This window comes from Nocardia sp. NPDC057455, assembly GCF_042802775.1.
In the GTDB taxonomy this organism is placed as follows: Bacteria; Actinomycetota; Actinomycetes; order Mycobacteriales; family Mycobacteriaceae; genus Nocardia.
The window spans coordinates 1-17,955 of the sequence record NZ_JBHVDM010000122.1; the positions used below are offsets into that span (position 1 = coordinate 1).

General features: G+C 68.8%; 14 protein-coding genes. 4 read left to right on the forward strand and 10 right to left on the reverse strand.

Annotation, left to right across the window (positions count from 1 at the left end; all coding sequences use genetic code 11):
* Positions 1-41: 41 nt before the first annotated feature.
* The 6 genes from ACFU5M_RS31310 to ACFU5M_RS31335 form a co-directional block, all read right to left on the reverse strand.
* Positions 42-1,148: an Hsp70 family protein gene (locus ACFU5M_RS31310; RefSeq protein WP_379054634.1), complete on the reverse strand. Its 1,107-nt coding sequence runs from the start codon at positions 1,146-1,148 to the stop codon at positions 42-44.
* 586 nt (positions 1,149-1,734) lie between these two features.
* Positions 1,735-2,730, reverse strand: coding sequence for a sulfate/molybdate ABC transporter ATP-binding protein (locus ACFU5M_RS31315; RefSeq protein WP_379054636.1), 996 nt, complete (start codon positions 2,728-2,730; stop codon positions 1,735-1,737).
* Entirely contained in the window at positions 2,727-3,533 is an 807-nt protein-coding gene (cysW, locus tag ACFU5M_RS31320; RefSeq protein WP_379054638.1) for a sulfate ABC transporter permease subunit CysW, read from the reverse strand. Before cysW ends, ACFU5M_RS31315 begins: the two co-directional genes overlap by 4 nt.
* Positions 3,530-4,330 (reverse strand): sulfate ABC transporter permease subunit CysT, encoded by an 801-nt coding sequence (cysT, locus tag ACFU5M_RS31325; protein WP_379054659.1) that lies wholly within the window; start codon positions 4,328-4,330, stop codon positions 3,530-3,532. The genes cysW and cysT overlap by 4 nt, the downstream gene beginning before the upstream one ends.
* Before the next feature lie 129 nt (positions 4,331-4,459).
* Positions 4,460-5,506: a sulfate ABC transporter substrate-binding protein gene (locus ACFU5M_RS31330; RefSeq protein WP_379054640.1), complete on the reverse strand. Its 1,047-nt coding sequence runs from the start codon at positions 5,504-5,506 to the stop codon at positions 4,460-4,462.
* A gap of 207 nt (positions 5,507-5,713) precedes the next feature.
* Entirely contained in the window at positions 5,714-5,803 is a 90-nt protein-coding gene (locus ACFU5M_RS31335; protein ID WP_312038717.1) for an Ms4533A family Cys-rich leader peptide, read from the reverse strand.
* Between the two features lie 70 nt (positions 5,804-5,873).
* On the opposite strand from ACFU5M_RS31335, the gene ACFU5M_RS31340 reads away from it, so the two are divergent.
* Positions 5,874-6,929, forward strand: a complete 1,056-nt coding sequence (locus ACFU5M_RS31340) for a M48 family metallopeptidase (RefSeq protein ID WP_379054643.1) — start codon at positions 5,874-5,876, stop codon at positions 6,927-6,929.
* Positions 6,930-7,009: 80 nt separating this feature from the next.
* On the opposite strand, the gene ACFU5M_RS31345 is transcribed toward ACFU5M_RS31340, so the two are convergent.
* Positions 7,010-7,288, reverse strand: a complete 279-nt coding sequence (locus ACFU5M_RS31345; RefSeq protein ID WP_379054645.1) for a hypothetical protein — start codon at positions 7,286-7,288, stop codon at positions 7,010-7,012.
* Positions 7,289-7,399: 111 nt separating this feature from the next.
* Between ACFU5M_RS31345 and ACFU5M_RS31350 the strand changes: the two genes are divergently transcribed.
* Positions 7,400-9,400 carry a glycoside hydrolase family 15 protein gene (locus ACFU5M_RS31350; RefSeq protein ID WP_379054647.1) on the forward strand — a complete coding sequence of 667 codons (2,001 nt, stop codon included), beginning with the start codon at positions 7,400-7,402 and terminating at the stop codon, positions 9,398-9,400.
* A gap of 56 nt (positions 9,401-9,456) precedes the next feature.
* Here the strand turns inward: ACFU5M_RS31350 and ACFU5M_RS31355 are convergent, their stop codons facing one another.
* Positions 9,457-11,262, reverse strand: a complete 1,806-nt coding sequence (locus tag ACFU5M_RS31355; protein ID WP_379054649.1) for a dynamin family protein — start codon at positions 11,260-11,262, stop codon at positions 9,457-9,459.
* Between the two features lie 81 nt (positions 11,263-11,343).
* A complete protein-coding gene (locus ACFU5M_RS31360; protein ID WP_379054651.1) occupies positions 11,344-13,545 on the reverse strand; it encodes a hypothetical protein in 2,202 nt (733 codons plus the stop codon).
* Between the two features lie 432 nt (positions 13,546-13,977).
* Between ACFU5M_RS31360 and ACFU5M_RS31365 the strand changes: the two genes are divergently transcribed.
* Complete coding sequence (locus ACFU5M_RS31365) at positions 13,978-14,670, forward strand: response regulator transcription factor (protein ID WP_379054653.1); 693 nt, start codon at positions 13,978-13,980, stop codon at positions 14,668-14,670.
* Positions 14,667-15,902 (forward strand): sensor histidine kinase, encoded by a 1,236-nt coding sequence (locus ACFU5M_RS31370; RefSeq protein ID WP_379054655.1) that lies wholly within the window; start codon positions 14,667-14,669, stop codon positions 15,900-15,902. Before ACFU5M_RS31365 ends, ACFU5M_RS31370 begins: the two co-directional genes overlap by 4 nt.
* Positions 15,903-15,906: 4 nt before the next feature.
* Here ACFU5M_RS31370 and lepA read toward each other — a convergent pair whose 3' ends face one another.
* Positions 15,907-17,808, reverse strand: coding sequence for a translation elongation factor 4 (lepA, locus tag ACFU5M_RS31375; RefSeq protein ID WP_379054657.1), 1,902 nt, complete (start codon positions 17,806-17,808; stop codon positions 15,907-15,909).
* Positions 17,809-17,955 lie beyond the last annotated feature (147 nt).

The window sequence follows — 17,955 nt, forward strand, 5'->3', positions numbered from 1 at the left end:
CCGCCGGACGGCCCCTGTTCTTCCCGGACCCGGCCGGGCGCCTAGCTCACCAGCACCCCGTCACCGGCCGCCAAGAGGGAGGTCCCGAAACCGAAGACCGCCGACATACTCGTGACGACGACCACCCGGCCCAGCCGTCGCCGGGTCCGACGCGACAGCATCAAGGCCCGCGTGGCGGCACGACGACGGGCACGGCGGCGCCGGACACGCCGCTGTTCGGCTACCACCTCCGCCGCCGCCGCGGTCCTGCGGCCGATGATCGCGGCGCCGTCCGCGGTGGTCCGCTCGGGATCCGCGGCGGCGATCACCGGCCTGGCCAATTCCGCGGCGAGGACGTCGGCCACCTGCACCGGGCGCGCCGCCCCGCCGACCACCAGAACGCGGTCGACATCCGCCATGGTCACGTCCGCGACCCGCAGACAGCGGTAGACGAGTTCGAGGGATTCCCGGACGTGCCGGGCGCGCAGTTCTCCGGCGATCGTGTCGGCGACCGACTCGGAGACCGAGGACGAGGACACGCCGGGTCCGGCGTGCTCGGCGACCAAGGCGCCGAACGCGCGTCCGCCGAATTCGGTCGAACGCAGCGGAACGCCGACGATCGGATTGCGCGGGCATCCCGGGCCCACCCGGACCAGGGTGACGTCGAGCCCGGCGCCGCCGAGGTCGTAGACCAGGGTGAGACCGGGCATCAGCGGACCGCGGTCGGCTTCCAGCCAGGCCGCCGCCGCGACGGGTTCGGCGATCAGCGCGACCTTCGTCAGATCGAAGCCGTCGAGCGCCACACGCAACGCGTCCACCTGCTCGTCGGCGTAGCGGGCGGGATAGGTCACCGCGATGCCGAGCCCGGATCCGCATCCCGGATGGTCCTGCAGCACCTCCTCGATCAGGCACTTGGCCACCGTGGCGACGAGGTCCGCCGGTGCGAGCGCGCGGTTGCCCACCCGCGCCCACGTGCTGGAACGCTGCGTGAGGTCGGCGAATTCGGTCACCGCGCGCCCGTGCCGGGGAATCATGCCGACCCTCGCCACGCCGGTGCTGTCGAAGGTCAGCGTGGTCCGGCGCGTGATGGTATGCGCCCGCTGCGATTTGCGCCGCCCCGGCGGAGCCTTGGCCGAACCTTCCTCCGCGAGAACGGAAACCGTGTTCACCGTACCGATGCTCAACCCGAGACCAACCGCCATCGCAATCCACCCGATCGCCGTGCCGATTTGCTTCGAACGCCGTTTAGGCAACCACTCCGCGATCTTCGTGCCAAGCCCGGACAACCGATTGTCCGCAAGCCGCCTGTATGCGACGGCGCCGCTTTCGCGATCTTCGAGGCCCTCACCTGGGCCGCCGGTACAACACATGCCGTCCAGTCGGATTTCCTTGCGACACGCGCGGATCGGTGGTGCCCGGTGAAGTTTGCCGGATTCCCGCCACTACCCCGAACTTCGAGCTGCGAAATCTATCCACATGGGAAGACTCCCCCTGACGAGTCCACCCGGAATAGTGCGAGGGATTAGCCGAGACGGCGAGGTACCGTATCCGGGGCGGCAACGGCATCGATACCGACCGCAGGGGCCGCACATGATCGCGTCACGGCAGTCGCGTCGGCTCGCTCCGGCCCGTGTCCGCGGACAACCGTGCCACGGGCCGCGGAAAGCTGTGCTCACCGCATGTCGGTGAGCACAGCAACATCGCAGCGTCTCGTCGCCTTCCGGGACGGCAAACGCACCCGGCCACCGAAACCCGCTAGTGCGTAGGCAGTTCCGGGATCCGGGTGGCGCGAACGTAGACCGTCTCACCGTCCGAAAGCCGCAGTGCTTCGGCGTCGCCACGGGTGACCTGTGCGGCGAACAAGTCGCCGGTCGCGGCATTGCGCAGCTCCACGCGCACCTCGAATCCGAGATGAACGACACGCTCGACCGTCGCCCTGGTGACACCCGCCGACTCCGCGGTGCCCTCGTGCTCGGCGAGCGCCATGCCGGGATCACGGCCGACGCGAATGTCGTGCGGCCGCACCAGATGTCCATTGAGCCGGGCCACCGCGCCGAGGAACGACATGACGAACTCGTTGGCCGGCCGGTCGTACACGTCCTCCGGAGTGCCGATCTGCTCGATGCGGCCCTTGTTCATCACCGCGATCCGGTCGGCGACGTCGAGCGCCTCCTCCTGGTCGTGAGTGACCAGCACGGTGGTCACATGGACCTCCTCGTGCAACCGGCGCAGCCAGGTCCGCAGGTCGGCGCGGACCTTGGCGTCCAGCGCGCCGAACGGCTCGTCCAGCAGCAGCACCTGCGGATCGACGGCGAGCGCGCGGGCCAGCGCCATGCGCTGACGCTGACCACCCGACAGCTGAGCCGGGTAGCGGTGCTGGAAGCCGTCCAGTCCCACGATGCCGAGCAATTCGTCGACGCGCTTGTTGATCTCGTTCTTCGGGCGCTTGCGGATCTTCAGGCCGAACGCCACGTTGTCACGCACGGTCATGTGCTTGAACGCCGCGTAGTGCTGGAACACGAAGCCGATATCGCGCTTCTGCGGCGCGACCCGGGTGACATCGCGTCCGGCGATGCTCACCACGCCGGAGTCCAGCGATTCCAGTCCGGCGATCGAGCGCAGCAGCGTCGACTTGCCCGAGCCGGAAGGGCCGAGCAGCGCGGTGAGTTCGCCGGAGGGAATGTCGATGGTCACGTTGTCGAGGGCCGCGAACGTGCCATAGTTCTTGTTCGCGTTGGTCACGGTGATCACTTGGTGCCCCGCTTACGTTCGAGGATGGTCATCAGCAGAAGGGTGACGAGGGCGATGCCCATCAGCAAGGTCGCGGCGGAGTAGGCGCCGAAGGTGTTGTGGTCGTTGATGTATCGGCCGTGCACGAGCAATGTCAGCGTCTGCGACTTGCCCGGCAGCGCGGAGGACACCATGATCACGGCGCCGAACTCACCGAGCGCGCGGGCCACGGTGAGCACCACGCCGTAGGTCAGGCCCCACCGGATCGCGGGCAGCGTGATCCGCCAGAACGTCTGCCATTTCGACGCGCCCAGGGTGGCCGCGGCCTGCTCCTGATCGTCGCCGATCTCGTGCAGCACCGGCTCCACCTCGCGTACCACGAACGGCAGCGTGACGAAGATGGTGGCGATCACCATGCCCGGCAGATTGAAGATGACCTTGAAGCCCAGTTCCTCCAGGCCGCCGAACCACCCGCCCGCACCCCAGAGCAGGATCAGCGAGACGCCGACCACCACGGGCGAGACCGCGAACGGCAGGTCCACGATGCCCTGAACCAGGTTGCGGCCCGGAAACTTTCCCCGGACCAGCGCGAGCGCCGTCACGATGCCGAAGATCACGTTCACCGGGACGACGATCGCCACGATCAGGATGGACAGCTGGAACGCCGAGATCGCCGCGGGCGTGGTGATCGAGTCGATGAACGCACCGATCCCCCGCTCGAATGTGCGCCACAGGATGATCACCAGCGGCAGGACCAGCAGCACGAGCAGGTAGCCGAGCGCCACCGCCCGCAACGAGATGCGGGTCAACGGATTCAATCTCATCGGGCCGCCTGCTCCTTGCGCGCGCTTCGTTCGGCGAGCAGCCGCAGGACCAGCAGCGACGCGAACGAGATGGCCAGCAGCGCGACCGACACGGCCGCCGCGTTCACCGGCCGGTCGATCTCGATCTGCTTCTGGATGTACTGGGAGGCCATCTCGGTCTCGCGCGGGATCGCGCCGCCGATCAGCACCACCGAGCCGTATTCACCGATCGCGCGGGCGAAGGCCAGCCCGCCACCGCTGATGATCGCGGGCGTCAGCGCGGGCAGCACGATACTGCGGAACGTGGTCCAGTTGTTCGCGCCCAGCGAGAGCGCGGCCTGCTCGACCTCACGGTCGGCCTCGATCAGCACCGGTTGCACCGAACGCACCACGAACGGCAGCGTGACGAACGCCAGGGCGACCACCAGGCCGGGCTGGGTGGCGTTCAGGTGGATGTCGACCGGGCTCTGCGGACCGTACAGCGAGAGCAGCACGATGCTGGCGACAATGGTCGGCAGCGCGAACGGTAGGTCGATCAGCGCGTTGACGACACCCTTGCCGGGGAACTGGTCGCGCACCAGCACCCAGGCGATCAGTGTGCCCATCACCACGTTGATCACTGCCACCACCACCGAGACCAGCACGGTGATGCGCAGCGAGTCCAGCGCGGCCGGCGCGGTGACGGCGTCGTAGAAGCCGGACCAGCCGTCCTCGAAGCTCGTCACGGTGAGCGCCGCCAGCGGCAGCAGCACGATGATGCTCAGCCACAGCACCGCGGTGGCGATGCCGAGCGGGCCCACCGAGCCGGTCACGCGCAGCCACGACCAATTGAAGCGGCGGTCCCGGCGCGCGGCGTCGTCGACGCCGGGACCGTCTGCCTGCGCGGTCCCGGCGTTACTGCTCGTCGTCACAGTCGTCCAGTATCCGGTGTAACGGGGGTCACCCGGTCACTTGGTCGCGTTGTCATAGATCACCGCGACCGAGCCGGTATTCGGGGTGAACAGCTCCTTGTCCACGGTCTTCCAGCCGCCCAGGTCGGCGATCGTCCACAGCTTCTGCGGGGTCGGGAAGTCCTTGGCGTAGTCGGCGGCGACGGCCGGGTCGACCGGACGGAAGCCGGCTGCGGCCCAGGCCTTCTGCCCCTCGGTGGTGAACAGGAAGTCGCGGAAGGCGACGGCCTTCTGCTGGTTCTTGCTGTTCTTCAGCACCGCGACCGGGTTCTCGATCTTGAACGTGACCGGCGGGACGATGTGTTCGATCGGATCACCGTTGCGCTCGGCGAAGATCGCCTCGTTCTCGTAGCTCAGCAGCACGTCACCGGTGCCCTGCAGGAAGGTCTCGGTCGCTTCGCGGCCGGACTTGGGCTGCACCTTCACATGGTCCTTGGCGATCAGCTTGCTCAGGTAGTCCAGGCCTGCCTGCGGGTTCTTGCCGCCGTCGCTCTTGGCGGCGTACGGCGCGAGCAGGTTCCACTTGGCCGAACCGGAGCTGAACGGGTTCGGGGTGACCACCTCGACGCCCGGCTTCAGCAGATCGTCCCAGTCCTTGATGCCCTTCGGATTGCCCTTGCGCACGACGATCGCGACCACCGAGCCGAACGGGATGCCCTTGGTCGCGTCGGCGTTCCAGCTCGCGTCCACCAGGCCCGCGTCGACGAGACGGGTGACGTCCGGTTCGACCGAGAAGTTGACGACGTCGGCCTCGGCGCCGTCCTTCACCTTGCGGGACTGGTCGCCGGAGGCGCCGTAGGACTGCTGGATCTGGACGCCCTTGCCCTGCTCGGTCTTGTTGAACTCGGGGATCACCTTGTCGAAGCCGGGCTTCGGCACGGCGTAGGCGTAGAGGTTCAGGGTGCCGCCGCTGCCGTCCGCGCGGTCTCCTCCGGTCGTGTCGCTGGCTCCGCCGCCGCACGCGGTTAGCGCGACCGCCGCGAGTGCGGCGAGAGCAACGGCGCTGTAGCGTCGACGCGGCGAAAGCCAAGATTTGCGAGCCATCGGAGTGGACCTTTCCTACGGACCGCCAGTTGTCCGGTAATACATCGGTGGCGGCGACCATCTGTTTGATTCAGCAGACCTGCCGATCGGGCGATACGGCAGCGGCGCGACTATCGGCCACAACGGGCCGTTGGGGAAGGGCAGGCACATCTGCGCAAAGCGCGCCGGTCTACTGGGAAACGAGACGCGGACGTGCCCGGTTGCCGATCAGCGACAGTAAATGTCCGCGACCGCGAGATCACCGACAGCAATCAACGCCAATTCATGGCGGACCTGCGGGACGGCGCTCGAAGACACGGGCAGACTTTATCAGAGCGGACGACGGAGTTCGAATCGAAGAGTCGCAGGAAGAGGGGGGTTTCATCCCATGACCAGTAGTCCGGATCGCATACGCGCCGAGTTCCCCGGCATCAGTACCCGCACGTGGGAGCATCCCGCCGATCGCACCGCTTTGGTTACCTTGCGGTCACTGGCGGGGTTCGATGTGGTGTTGCGCACGCTGTCGGGTTTGCTGCAGGAACGCCAGCATCGGCTGCTGTATCTGGCCACCGCGATCCGGGTGGACGAGCGGCAGTTCCGCACCCTGCACCACCTGCGCGAGGACTGCGTGCGGATCCTGGACGCCCGCACCACACCCGAGCTGTTCGTACTGCAGAGCCCGCAGGTGAACGCCTTCACCATCGGCATGGACCAGCCGTTCATCGTGCTGACCACCGGGCTGCTCGAGCTGATGGACACCGAGGAGCTGCGTTTCGTGGTTGGCCACGAGCTCGGGCACGCGCTGTCCGGCCACGCGGTGTACCGCACGATGCTGATGCACCTACTGCGGGTGTCGGCGAGCATCGGCTGGATGCCGGTCGGTGGCTGGGCCTTGCGCGGCATCGTCGCGGCCCTGATGGAGTGGAGCCGCAAGTCCGAGCTGTCCGGCGACCGGGCGGGGCTGCTGTGCGGACAGGACGTCGACGCTTCGGTGCGCGTGCATATGAAGACGGCGGGCGGCGCCTGGGTGAAGGAGATGAATCACGGGGCGTTCCTGGCCCAGGCCGACGACTACGAACGGTCCGGCGACCTGCGTGACGGGGTGCTGAAGCTGCTCAACCTGGAATTGCAGAGTCACCCGTTCTCCGTGCTGCGCGCGGCCGAGCTGCGCCGCTGGATCCAGAGCGGCGACTACGACCGCGTGCTGGCAGGCGACTACCCGCACCGTCACCAGGATCGCGCCACCAGGATCACCGACGAGATGAAGACCGCCGCCCGCACCTACCGCGCGAACTTCGACCAGTCCGAGGACCCGCTCATTCGGACCGTGCGCACGCTGGGCCGTGATGTCGGCGCGGCGGCGAGCACGGTCGCCCACGAGGTCGGCGACACGGTGGCCAAGCTCGGTAAGCGGTTCGGCGACTGGCGGGGCGGCGCGAGCTGACCTTCAGCGGGCGATCAACCACGCCACGACGATGAGCACCAGCAGTGCGACGAGGGCGAGCTGAACTCGCGACCGAGGCATCAGCGCGCCCCGCTCTGCACGGGGGTGCGCAGCTCGGCGGCCTGCCCGGGTTCGAGCATCGCCGGCGCGCCGTCCGGAGCGGGCCGCACCGGCGCCCGGTGGGCGCCGAACCGACGGTCCAGTACCCGCAGCACGGCACGCAGCACGCGATCGAGCCCGTAGGCGATCGCGAAGCTGATCGGGACCATGCCGACGAGGACCACCAGGAACTGCGGAATGAACGGCAGTCCCGCGACCCACAGCTCGAAGCCGTCCCACCAACCTGCGATGCGATGCACGGATTCAGCCTAGTCGGTTCGCCGGCGGGTTCCACGAGTCCGTCGGCCACGGCGGCGCGGCCGGCGAACCGAGCGGTGGACGCCGGACGCACCTCGGCCCGAAGATGGGGTATGGCGTCCTCCGATGACCTCACCCTCAACGACTCCGACGGCTTGCCGACGAACTTGGCCGAGCCGACGGGCTCGACCGATGCCCACCGTCACGGTGCCTACCCGCCGATCGATGACTACGCCTTCCTGTCCGACTGCGAGACCAGTTGCCTGATCGCCAGCAATGGCGCGGTGGAATGGATGTGTGTGCCGCGGCCGGATTCGCCGAGCATCTTCGGGGCGATCCTGGATCGCAGCGCGGGCCACTTCCGGATCGGGCCGTACGGCGTCAACGTGCCCGCCGCCCGCCGCTACCTGCCCGGCGGGATGATCCTGGAGACCACCTGGCAGACCGGCACCGGCTGGCTGATCGTGCGCGACGCGCTGGTGCTCGGGCGCTGGCACAACAACGACCAGCGCAGCAGAACCCATCGGCGCACGCCGATGGACTGGGATGCCGAGCATCTGCTGCTACGCACGGTGAAGTGCGTGAACGGCACCGTGGAACTCGAGATGAGTTGCGAGCCCGCGTTCGACTACCACCGGGCCAGCGCCCGCTGGGAGTACACCGGCAAGGTGTACGAGGAGGCGACCGCGGTGCGCAGCGACGACCCGAGCGCCGGGCCGACGCTGGTGCTCACCACGGATCTACGCCTCGGACTGGAGGGCCGCGAGGCGCGAGCCCGCACCAGGATGAAGGAGGGCGACGAGGTCTTCGTCGCGCTCACCTGGTCGGAACTGCCCGCGCCGCGCACCTTCGACGAGGCCGCCGACAAGATGTGGCAGACCACCGAGTGCTGGCGCCAATGGATCACGCTCGGTAAATTCCCCGACCACCCGTGGCGCAACTACTTGCAGCGCAGCGCGCTCACTCTCAAGGGCCTCACCTACGCGCCGACCGGCGCGCTCATGGCCGCTCCGACCACCTCCCTGCCGGAAACACCCGGCGGAGAGCGCAATTGGGATTACCGCTACACCTGGGTGCGGGACTCCAGTTTCGCGCTGTGGGGTCTGTACACCCTCGGCCTGGACCGGGAGGCCGACGACTTCTTCGCCTTCCTCAACGACGCGGCCACCGGCGACAACGGCGAGCCCGTTCCGCTGCAAGTGCTCTACGGCATCGGCGGCGAACGGCAGCTCGACGAGATCATCCTCGACCATTTCGGCGGCTACGACCAGTCCCGACCGGTGCGCATCGGCAACAACGCCTACAACCAGGATCAGCACGACATCTGGGGCACCATGCTCGACGCGGTGTACCTGCACGTGAAATCACGCCAGCAGGTGCCCGAGACCTTGTGGCCGCTGCTGGTCCGCCAGGTGCACGCCGCCATCGAGCATTGGAAGGAGCCCGACCGGGGCATCTGGGAGGTGCGCGGCGAGCCGCAGCACTTCACCTCGTCCAAGGTGATGTGCTGGGTGGCGCTGGATCGCGGTGCGAAACTCGCCGAGTTGCACGGTCAGTACGAGCACGCCGAGGAGTGGTACGCGATCGCGGAGGAGATCAAGGCCGACGTCCTGGCCAACGGCGTCAATTCCGAAGGCGTGTTCACCCAGGTCTACGGCGGCGACACCCTGGACGCCTCGCTGCTGCTGGTGGTGCTGACCCGTTTCCTGCCGCCCGAGGACGACCGCGTGCGCGCCACCGTGCTGGCCATCGCCGACCGGCTCACCGAGAACGGCTTGGTACTGCGCTACCGGACCGAGACCACCGACGACGGGTTGAGCGGCACGGAAGGGGCGTTCACCATCTGCTCCTTCTGGCTGGTCTCCGCGCTGGTCGAGATCGGTGAGATCCAGCGGGCCAGGCACCTGTGCGAGCGACTGCTCGGCTTCGCCAGCCCGCTGCGGTTGTACGCCGAGGAGATCGATCCGCGCAGCGGCCGCCACCTCGGCAACTTCCCGCAGGCGTTCACCCACCTGGCGCTGATCAACGCCGTGACCCACGTGATCCGCGCCGAGAGTTCGCGGCACGCAGGCCGGTTCCAGCCCGCGCACACACCACAGGGACATCCGGTCTGATATTTGGGGGGCCCGGTCCGACACCCCAGGGACATCCGGTCTGACCCGGCAATGTCCTAGCCGGGGACGAGTCCGTCGGCCTCTAGGCGCAGCGCGCGCAGTTTGCCGAGTTGCGCCTCGAGGTCGGCGATCCGTTCCGGCCTGCGGTCGCCGTACTTGCCGTAGTTCTCCTCGGCCGACCGCAGCGCGTCGTCCGCGCCGCGCGAGACCTCGGTCGCGATGTCGGTGAAGTGGTCGCGCAACACCCGCTGCATGGCGCGCAACCGGTTACGTGACTCCTTGCCTACCTGGAAGATCACGTCGTCCATCAGGCGGGCCACCGCCACCTTCGCCTCGGCCCGGCGGCGCAACTGGCGGTTCTTGCGTTCATCCCACAGCGCGTTGACACCCAGCAGCACGCCCGCCCCCGCCGAATACCAGTTCACCAGCGACATGCCCAGCAGGCTGGTGGCCAGACCGACCATCAAAATGCCGCCATACGAGCCGCGCAGAGCGGTCAGGAACTGCTGGGTCACGCCGGCTTTCGCGCTCTCCAGCGGCTCCAGCGGCTGCACCGCCTCGAGCACCTCGCCGGGATCGGCCAAGCGCAGATCCGGTAGCGGCGGGGTCCGGTTGTCTGCCGGGAACTTGGCGGCCACCTGATCACACAGCTCCATCGAGCGGTAATGCGCCACGGCGAAGTTCTCCTCGACCGCCTCGCAGATGCGCGCGTCCAGATCGGCGCCGAATTCCTTCCACCGGCGCGCCGGATCGGTCTGGGCGATCTCGGCCTCGGCGTCGCGGATCAGGCTGCGTAGCCGATGGCGCAGATCGTGCTCGATGTCGGCCATCAGTTCCGTCGCGCCGTCGACCAGCGTGACCTGCCAGTTCGCGGTGCGCTGGCGCAGCTGGTCGGCTTCGTCGCGGGCGCGGGCGAGCTGGTCGGTGATCTCTGAGCGCCGCCGCGGGTCGCGCAGCGCCTCGGCCTCGGTGCGCAGCGTCAGCGCGAGGTGGTCACAGACCAGGCGGATGTCTTGGACCGCCGCTTCCAGCGCCACCGCGTCCGCGCGGGCGACCACGTAGTCGCGCAGGTGATCGATCAGCTGCGGTACGCCGGATTCGATGTCGCGCTGATAGTCCCCGGTCAACCCGGCCTGCCGGTGCAGCTCGGCGGAGACCGGCGCCACCGCGAAGCCGAGCCCAGCGGAGTCCAGCAGTTCCCGGTTGCGCTGCTGAGTGCGCGACCAGTGCGGGAACACGTCGATCTTGTTCAACACGCAGATCACGGTCGGGCAGATCTGCTGGATGCGCTGCAATTCCGCGATCTGCTCCATGGTCAGCTCGGTACCCGCGTCGTCGACGTAGAGCACGGCGTCGGCCGCGGCGATCATCGACCAAGTGGTGCGGTTGTCGCCCAGCGCACCCGGTGCGTCCATGACCACGACACCGTCGGCGAGCAACGGGCTCGGCTGGGTGAACTCGGCGCGGACGACGCCCTGGGTGGCCAGCGCCGGACCGGGATCGAGCGGGTCGACCGACTGACGTTCGGTGCGGCCGTACTCGGTCTGCCGCACCAGCGTCGCAGTCGGCTCCGGCCCGTATTCGACGATCACCGGGACGCTCAGATCGCTGTTCGTCGCACTGACCGAGGCGCCGACCAGGCTGTTGACCAGCGTGCTCATGCCGTTTTTCGGATGGCCGACGACCACGAGCCGCACCCGGGGGTCGCTCACCCTCGCGTGGACCATGCTCAGCCGGCCGCCGAGGTCGTCACGTCCCGCGGATCGGGCCGTCTCCCGCAGCTCGTCGAGTATTCGGATGAGCGGGGCCATCGCGTCCGGATGTTTCACGGTCGCGGCCTTCAGCCCGGCAGCGGCAGACAACCCTCCTCCTTACTCTCGGTGACTTTCGTTCTGGTACCCCCTGCGGCCACTCCGCAGTCCTCGGAACCGCTCGCGGCCCGGCTACATCAATGAGACGTCCGACACATCCGATACGTAGTGATGCGTTTGCGCCATGGCCGACTCGGGCAGCAAGGCGCTCGACAGACCGCCGCCGGAGGCGGGTGTCAGCGCGGAGTGGTCGTAGGTGTGCTCGGCGGCCGGGAAACCGGCCGCGTGGTCCACCGTGAGCGGCGCCGAGATGCCGTGCGGCTTCGGGTCGATCACCTGCGGCTTGATCGGCGCCTGGGTGGGTGCCGGGGCGTTGAAGGTCGGCGCCGGAGTGTGTGGCTCGACGGTGGGCGCGTGCGCGGGGGGGCTGTAGGTCGGCTGGTCCGGCGCGGTGTAGGTGGGCTGGTCCGGGGCCGAATAGGTCGGCTGCGCCGGCCTGCTGACGGTCGGTACGTCGTCGGTCGGCAGGTTGTTGGTCGGCGGGGTGTCGTGCGAGGTGCCGCCGGTGCTTGGGCGGCCGGTGCCGCCGCCCGGTGTGGTCACGTCGTCGTCCGGCGTGGTGGGGGCATGCGGCGCCGGGGTCTGGGTGACCGTCGCGCCGGGGGTCTTCGTATCCGGCCCGTCCGGCGCGGTGGTGATGCCGCCGTGCGGCACGGTGGTCGCGCCGGGGAGCTTCGTGACGTCGGTATCCGGCGTCTTCGGCGCGGACGGGGCAGTGACGTCGCCGGGAACGCTCGGCGTCGGCGTGGTCTTCACGATCGTCGTCGGCACCGTCCCCGTCGACGCGGGCGGCTGGGTCGGATGAGTCGAATGGGACGGATGCGGGTCGGTCACCGGGGCGGGCTTCACCGCGGGTGTCGGGCGCACCGCGTCGAACAGCGCGGGGACGGCCGCCGCCGGAGCGGTCAGCACGGACGGCCCCTCCGGCGCGGCGAACACATTCGCGATCGGGGTCGAGGCGACATCGGGCTGGATCGTGGTCTGCAGCGGGGTGGCCGCGACGACCGGAGCGGCGGCGACCGCGGCGGGCGCGGGCGCCGGGGCGGCGGCAGGAGCCACCGACGCGGCAGGCGTGACCGCAGCGGCGGGCGCGACCGGTGCCGAGGCCGCGAGCGGCTGCGCGACGCCCGACGCCGCCGACGACTGCGTCATTCCCGCCGACGACGACTGTGCGACGCCGGAGGCCGCCGACGACTGCGTCGCGGACGAGCCCGGTGACGTGAGGCCGCCGAGCAGACCGGGCTGGCCCGGCGCATGCGGCTCGTTGACCGCGTGATCGGTGCCGTCCGGTACGCGGATGCCGTCGGCCAGCCAGTCGGTGTACTCGTCGAGCTGGTCGCCGACGTGCCCGGCCGCGACATCGACCTTCATCTCGGAGGTGAAGTAGATCCCGTTCGGGCCGAGCCCGAAGTCGACCTGCCACTGCGTGCCGACGAACGCCCCGACATCGCCGCTCGTACCGACGCCGTCGAACGGATCGTCCGCCGTCGGCGCCGCGCCGATGCCGCCGCCGGGCAGGTCGAAGACGGTGGAGCCGGGCGCGACGAAGCCGTTCGAGCCGGGCAGGCCGAATCCGTGACCGGCTTGCCCGAGTCCGTGGCCGGGCAGGCCGAAGCCGTGACCGCCGGGCGCGTCCAGATCGTTCGCGGCGTCGGACCGGGTGCCGGGGAGGGAGAAACCGTTGGACACGTTGCCGTCGGTCCCGGGAATGGTCAGTCCTGTCCCGGAATCGCCGTCCACGCCGGGGATGCCGCCCAGCCCGGGGACACCGCCTCCGGAGTGACCGGGCAGTTGCATCTCGTGTGTACCCGACTCGCCGCCGGGCAGCGTCGGCAGCGGCAGTCCGGCGTCGGTACCGCTGTAGTCGCCGAGCGAGGGCAGCGATCCGGCGGGCCCGGCGCCGGTGCCGGGCAACGTGAACCCGGGGGCCGGACCGGTCGGCGCGGGAGCCGAGTTTCCGTGCGCCACCGGGGTATTCGAGCTGTGCGAGGAGAACGGCGAGGGCTCGACGACCGGGTCCGGGAAGGTGATCACCGGGCTCGGCTGGTCGGGATCGGGATCCGTGCTGCGCGCCCAGCCGGTGTGCCAGCTGTCGAGGCGGGATTCGCCCGGCTGCGCGGGGACCCCGCCGCCGTTGGCGGCCACCAGGGCGCCGCCGGTGACATAGGCGCCCGCCCGCGCGACCCGCGCGACGCCGGTGGCCACCCGGTAGGCGGTGTCGCCCGCGCGGTCGGCGCCTTCGGTGTCGTCGTCGAAGGGCAGATCACGCGTCATAGAAGCTCCACTCTCGGTTGTCCAGCATCCTCACCGCGCCGGTCCGACCAAGTGAAGATCACCCAACAGTATTTCGGGAATACTCGCCTGTCACATTCTCCAGGACTGGAGAGATTGCGACTGTGGTGAGCAACACAACCTTGCCATCCGAAATACCGGATCGGAAGCCCCTTTTCCGATGGCATTCCGGACTGCGCGCAATCTCCGATACGCGCCCCTACCAGGCCCGATCGAATCCTTGTGCGGGCGGTGGCGGACACGCCCGGGAAAAAATAATGGAACTCTGAGAGTTGCCGGAAGAGTGCTGAAGGTCCGCTCTGGACCGGGCAATTCGATGAGCAAGCCGTTCGGCAGCATCGACGCACTGCAGGCCGGCTCGTGGACACATTAACCCGAGCCCGCGATCTCAGACTGTGGGATTAGATTGGCACCATGGCCGGACAACGAATCTTGGTCGTGGACGACGAGGTTCGCGTCCTCGCCTCGCTGCGGCGGGGATTGGAACTCTCCGACTTCGAGGTCGTCACCGCGGCCGACGGCGCCGAGGCGCTGAGCATGGTCCGCGCCACCACGCCCGACGCGATGGTGCTCGACGTCAACATGCCCGAACTCGACGGCGTCGGCGTGGTCACCGCGCTGCGGGCGATGGGCAACGACATCCCGATCTGTGTGCTCAGCGCGCGTACCGCGGTCAGCGACCGGATCGCCTGCCTGGAGCGCGGCGCCGACGACTACCTCACCAAGCCGTTCGATCTCGGCGAGCTCGTCGCCCGGTTGCACGCGCTGCTGCGGCGCAGGCGGAAACCGGCGCCGCGGCCGGAGGAGGTCCGCACCGTCGGGCAGGTGCGGATCGACCCGGCCGGGCACCGGGTGCTGGCCGGGGGCAGGCCGGTGGAGCTGACGAAGCGGGAATTCGAGGTGCTCGCCCTGCTCGCCGAGCACATCGGCATCGTGCTCGGCCGTGAGCAGATCCTGTCCGCCGTGTGGGGATACGACTTCCCCACCGACACCAATGTCGTCGACGTGTTCGTCTCCTATCTGCGGCGCAAGCTGGAGGCGGACGGCGTGCCCCGGGTGCTGCACACCGTGCGCGGCGTCGGCTTCGTCCTCCGGGAGCAACCATGAGCAGGTCACCGTCGCTGCGCACCCGGGTAGCCGTCGTGTCGGGGGTGGTCGCGGCGCTGGTCACGCTCACCTTGACGCTGACCTTCGCCACTCTGCTCGGCGCTACCGGCGAACGTCAGCTCGACGAGACCGTCTCGTCGATGGCGGTGCGGGTCGCAGCGCCCCTCGAAGCGGCTCCCGCGCCACCGTCCGCGACCACGCTGTCTCCCGAGCACGCGCGGAGACCGGGCCTGCCCGCCGACGCGGCGATCGCCCGGGTCGACGGGTTGCCCGGCGTACTGGTCACGCTCGATCCCGATCGCGACGTCGTGCAGGCGGCCATTCATCGCAGTCAGCGCATCGGGCTCGGCATCGGGGTGGCGGGCGCGTTGCTGGCCGCCCTGCTCGGCTGGTTCCTGGCCGGATTCGCCGCACGCCCGCTGCGCCGCCTGGCCGATGCCACCCACCGCATCGACACCTTGGAGAAACTGCCCCCGCTGTCCGGCCGCGGCGCACGGGAAGCCGAGGAACTCTCCGACGCGATCACCCGCATGCTCGCCCGGCTGGAAGCCGCCCACCGCGCCACCCAGCGGGCGCTGACCGGCGCACGCGACTTCGCCGCGGTCTGCGCGCACGAATTGCGCACACCGCTCACCGCTTTGCGCACCGACCTGCAAGTCCTGGCCACCAAAGAGATTCCGGACCAGCAGCGCGGCGCGATCCTGTCCGAGGTGCTCCTCGCCGAGCAGCAGATCGAGAACACTTTGACCGGCCTGGAGCGCCTCGCGGTCGGCGAACTCACCGGACCGGACGTGTTCGAGCCGTTCGACCTCTGCGACGTCCTGGATCGGGCGGTACACGACGCGCGGCGCAGGCACCCGGGCGTGCGGGTGGAACTCGCCGAATGCGCTCCGGTCACCGTGACCGGTTCGCCCGGCGGCGTCCTGCTCATCGTCACGAATGCCGTCGCCAACGCCGTACAACACGGCCGGGCCGAAACCGTCACCGTCAGCGCCCGATCGGGCCCGGAGGACCTCGTGGAGATCAACGTCGACGACGACGGCCGTGGCATCCCCGAGTCACTGCGCGCCGACGCCTTCGACCGCTTCGTCAAAGGCCCCGGCTCCCCCGGCTCAGGACTCGGCCTGGCCCTGGTCCGCCAGCAAGCCGAATTGCATTCCGGCACAGCCGAACTCGACGAAAGCCCGCTGGGCGGAGTGCGCCTGCGCGTTCGGCTGCGCGCAGTGGGCTAGCCGCCTACTTCTTGTCCTTCGGCTTGTCCGAAGCGGCGTCGGAGGACAGCGCGGCCACGAAGGCTTCCTGCGGGACCTCGACGCGGCCGATCGTCTTCATCCGCTTCTTGCCTTCCTTCTGCTTCTCCAGCAGCTTGCGCTTACGGCTGATGTCACCGCCGTAGCACTTGGCCAGCACGTCCTTGCGGATGGCGCGGATGTTCTCGCGCGCGATGATCTTCGACCCGATCGCGGCCTGGATCGGCACCTCGAACTGCTGGCGCGGGATCAACTCGCGCAGCTTGGTGGTCATCTTGTGGCCGTAGGCCTGGGCCGCGTCGCGGTGCACGATCGCGCTGAACGCGTCCACCGCCTCGCCCTGCAACAAGATGTCCACCTTCACCAGCTGCGATTCCTGCTCGCCCGACTCCTCGTAATCGAGGCTCGCGTAACCGCGGGTGCGCGACTTCAGCGAGTCGAAGAAGTCGAAGATGATCTCCGCCATCGGCATGGTGTAGCGCAGTTCGACGCGGGTCTCGGAGAGGTAGTCCATGCCGCCGAGTTCGCCGCGGCGGGACTGGCACAACTCCATGATCGAACCGATGAACTCGCTCGGCGAGATGATGGTGCATTTCACGATCGGCTCGTACACCGTCCTGACCTTGCCCTCCGGCCAGTACGAGGGATTGGTGACGATCTGCTCCGCGCCATCCTCCATCTCCACCCGGTACACCACGTTCGGCGCGGTCGAGATGAGGTCCAGATCGAACTCGCGCTGCAGGCGCTCGCGCGTGATCTCCATGTGCAACAGGCCGAGGAAGCCGCAGCGGAACCCGAACCCGAGCGCCACCGAGGTCTCCGGAGTGTAGGTCAGGGCGGCGTCGTTGAGCTGCAGTTTCTCCAAGGCGTCGCGCAGGTCCGGGTAGTCGGAGCCATCCACCGGGTAGAGGCCTGAGTAAACCATCGGGCGCGGCTCGCGATAACCGGTGAGCGGTTCGCTCGCGCCGCCGCGCGCACCGGTCACCGTGTCGCCGACCTTGGACTGACGCACGTCCTTCACGCCCGTGATCAGATAGCCGACCTCGCCGACGCCGAGCCCCTGGGTGGGCTTCGGCTCGGGCGAGACGATGCCGATCTCCAGCAGCTCGTGAGTAGCGCCGGTGGACATCATCTTGATCTTCTCGCGCGGGGTCAGTTTGCCGTCCACCACGCGGACGTAGGTGACCACACCGCGGTAGGTGTCGTAGACCGAGTCGAAAATCATCGCGCGGGCGGGCGCGTCGGCTTCGCCGACCGGCGGCGGGACCTGGGCGATCACCTGGTCGAGCAGATCGGTCACGCCCTCGCCGGTCTTGCCTGAGACGCGCAGCACGTCCGACGGCTCGCAGCCGACGATGTGCGCCAACTCGGCGGCGTAGCGGTCCGGGTCCGCGGCGGGCAGGTCGATCTTGTTCAGCACCGGGATGACCGTCAGATCCTTGTCCAGCGCCAGGTACAGGTTGGCCAGCGTCTGCGCCTCGATGCCCTGCGCGGCATCGACCAGCAGGATCGCGCCTTCACACGCCTCGAGGGCACGCGACACCTCGTAGGTGAAGTCGACGTGGCCAGGCGTGTCGATGAGGTGCAGCACGAAATCGGTGCCCACGTGTTCCCCGGTCCGGGGCGTCCAGGGCAGCCGCACGTTCTGGGCCTTGATGGTGATGCCGCGTTCGCGCTCGATATCCATCCGGTCCAGATACTGCGCACGCATCTGCCGCTCCTCGACCACACCGGTCAGTTGCAGCATCCGGTCGGCCAGCGTCGACTTGCCGTGGTCGATGTGCGCGATGATGCAGAAGTTCCGGATCCGGGCGGGATCGGTGAACGTCGTGTCGGCGAAGCTGGCGGGCACTCCACTCCTCATGGGTATCGGCAAACTGCCGTCCATCGTCCCATGATGCTGTGTTGGTTTTTGCAGCGCCTGCGGCGCTGCGTGTTCGCGGCCCCGGGAAGTCTCGGGTTCGAGCGACCGAGACTCGCGACTACGGCGCAAGCGCGTAGGCCACTCGAACCCGCGTCGGGCCGCCGACGGCGG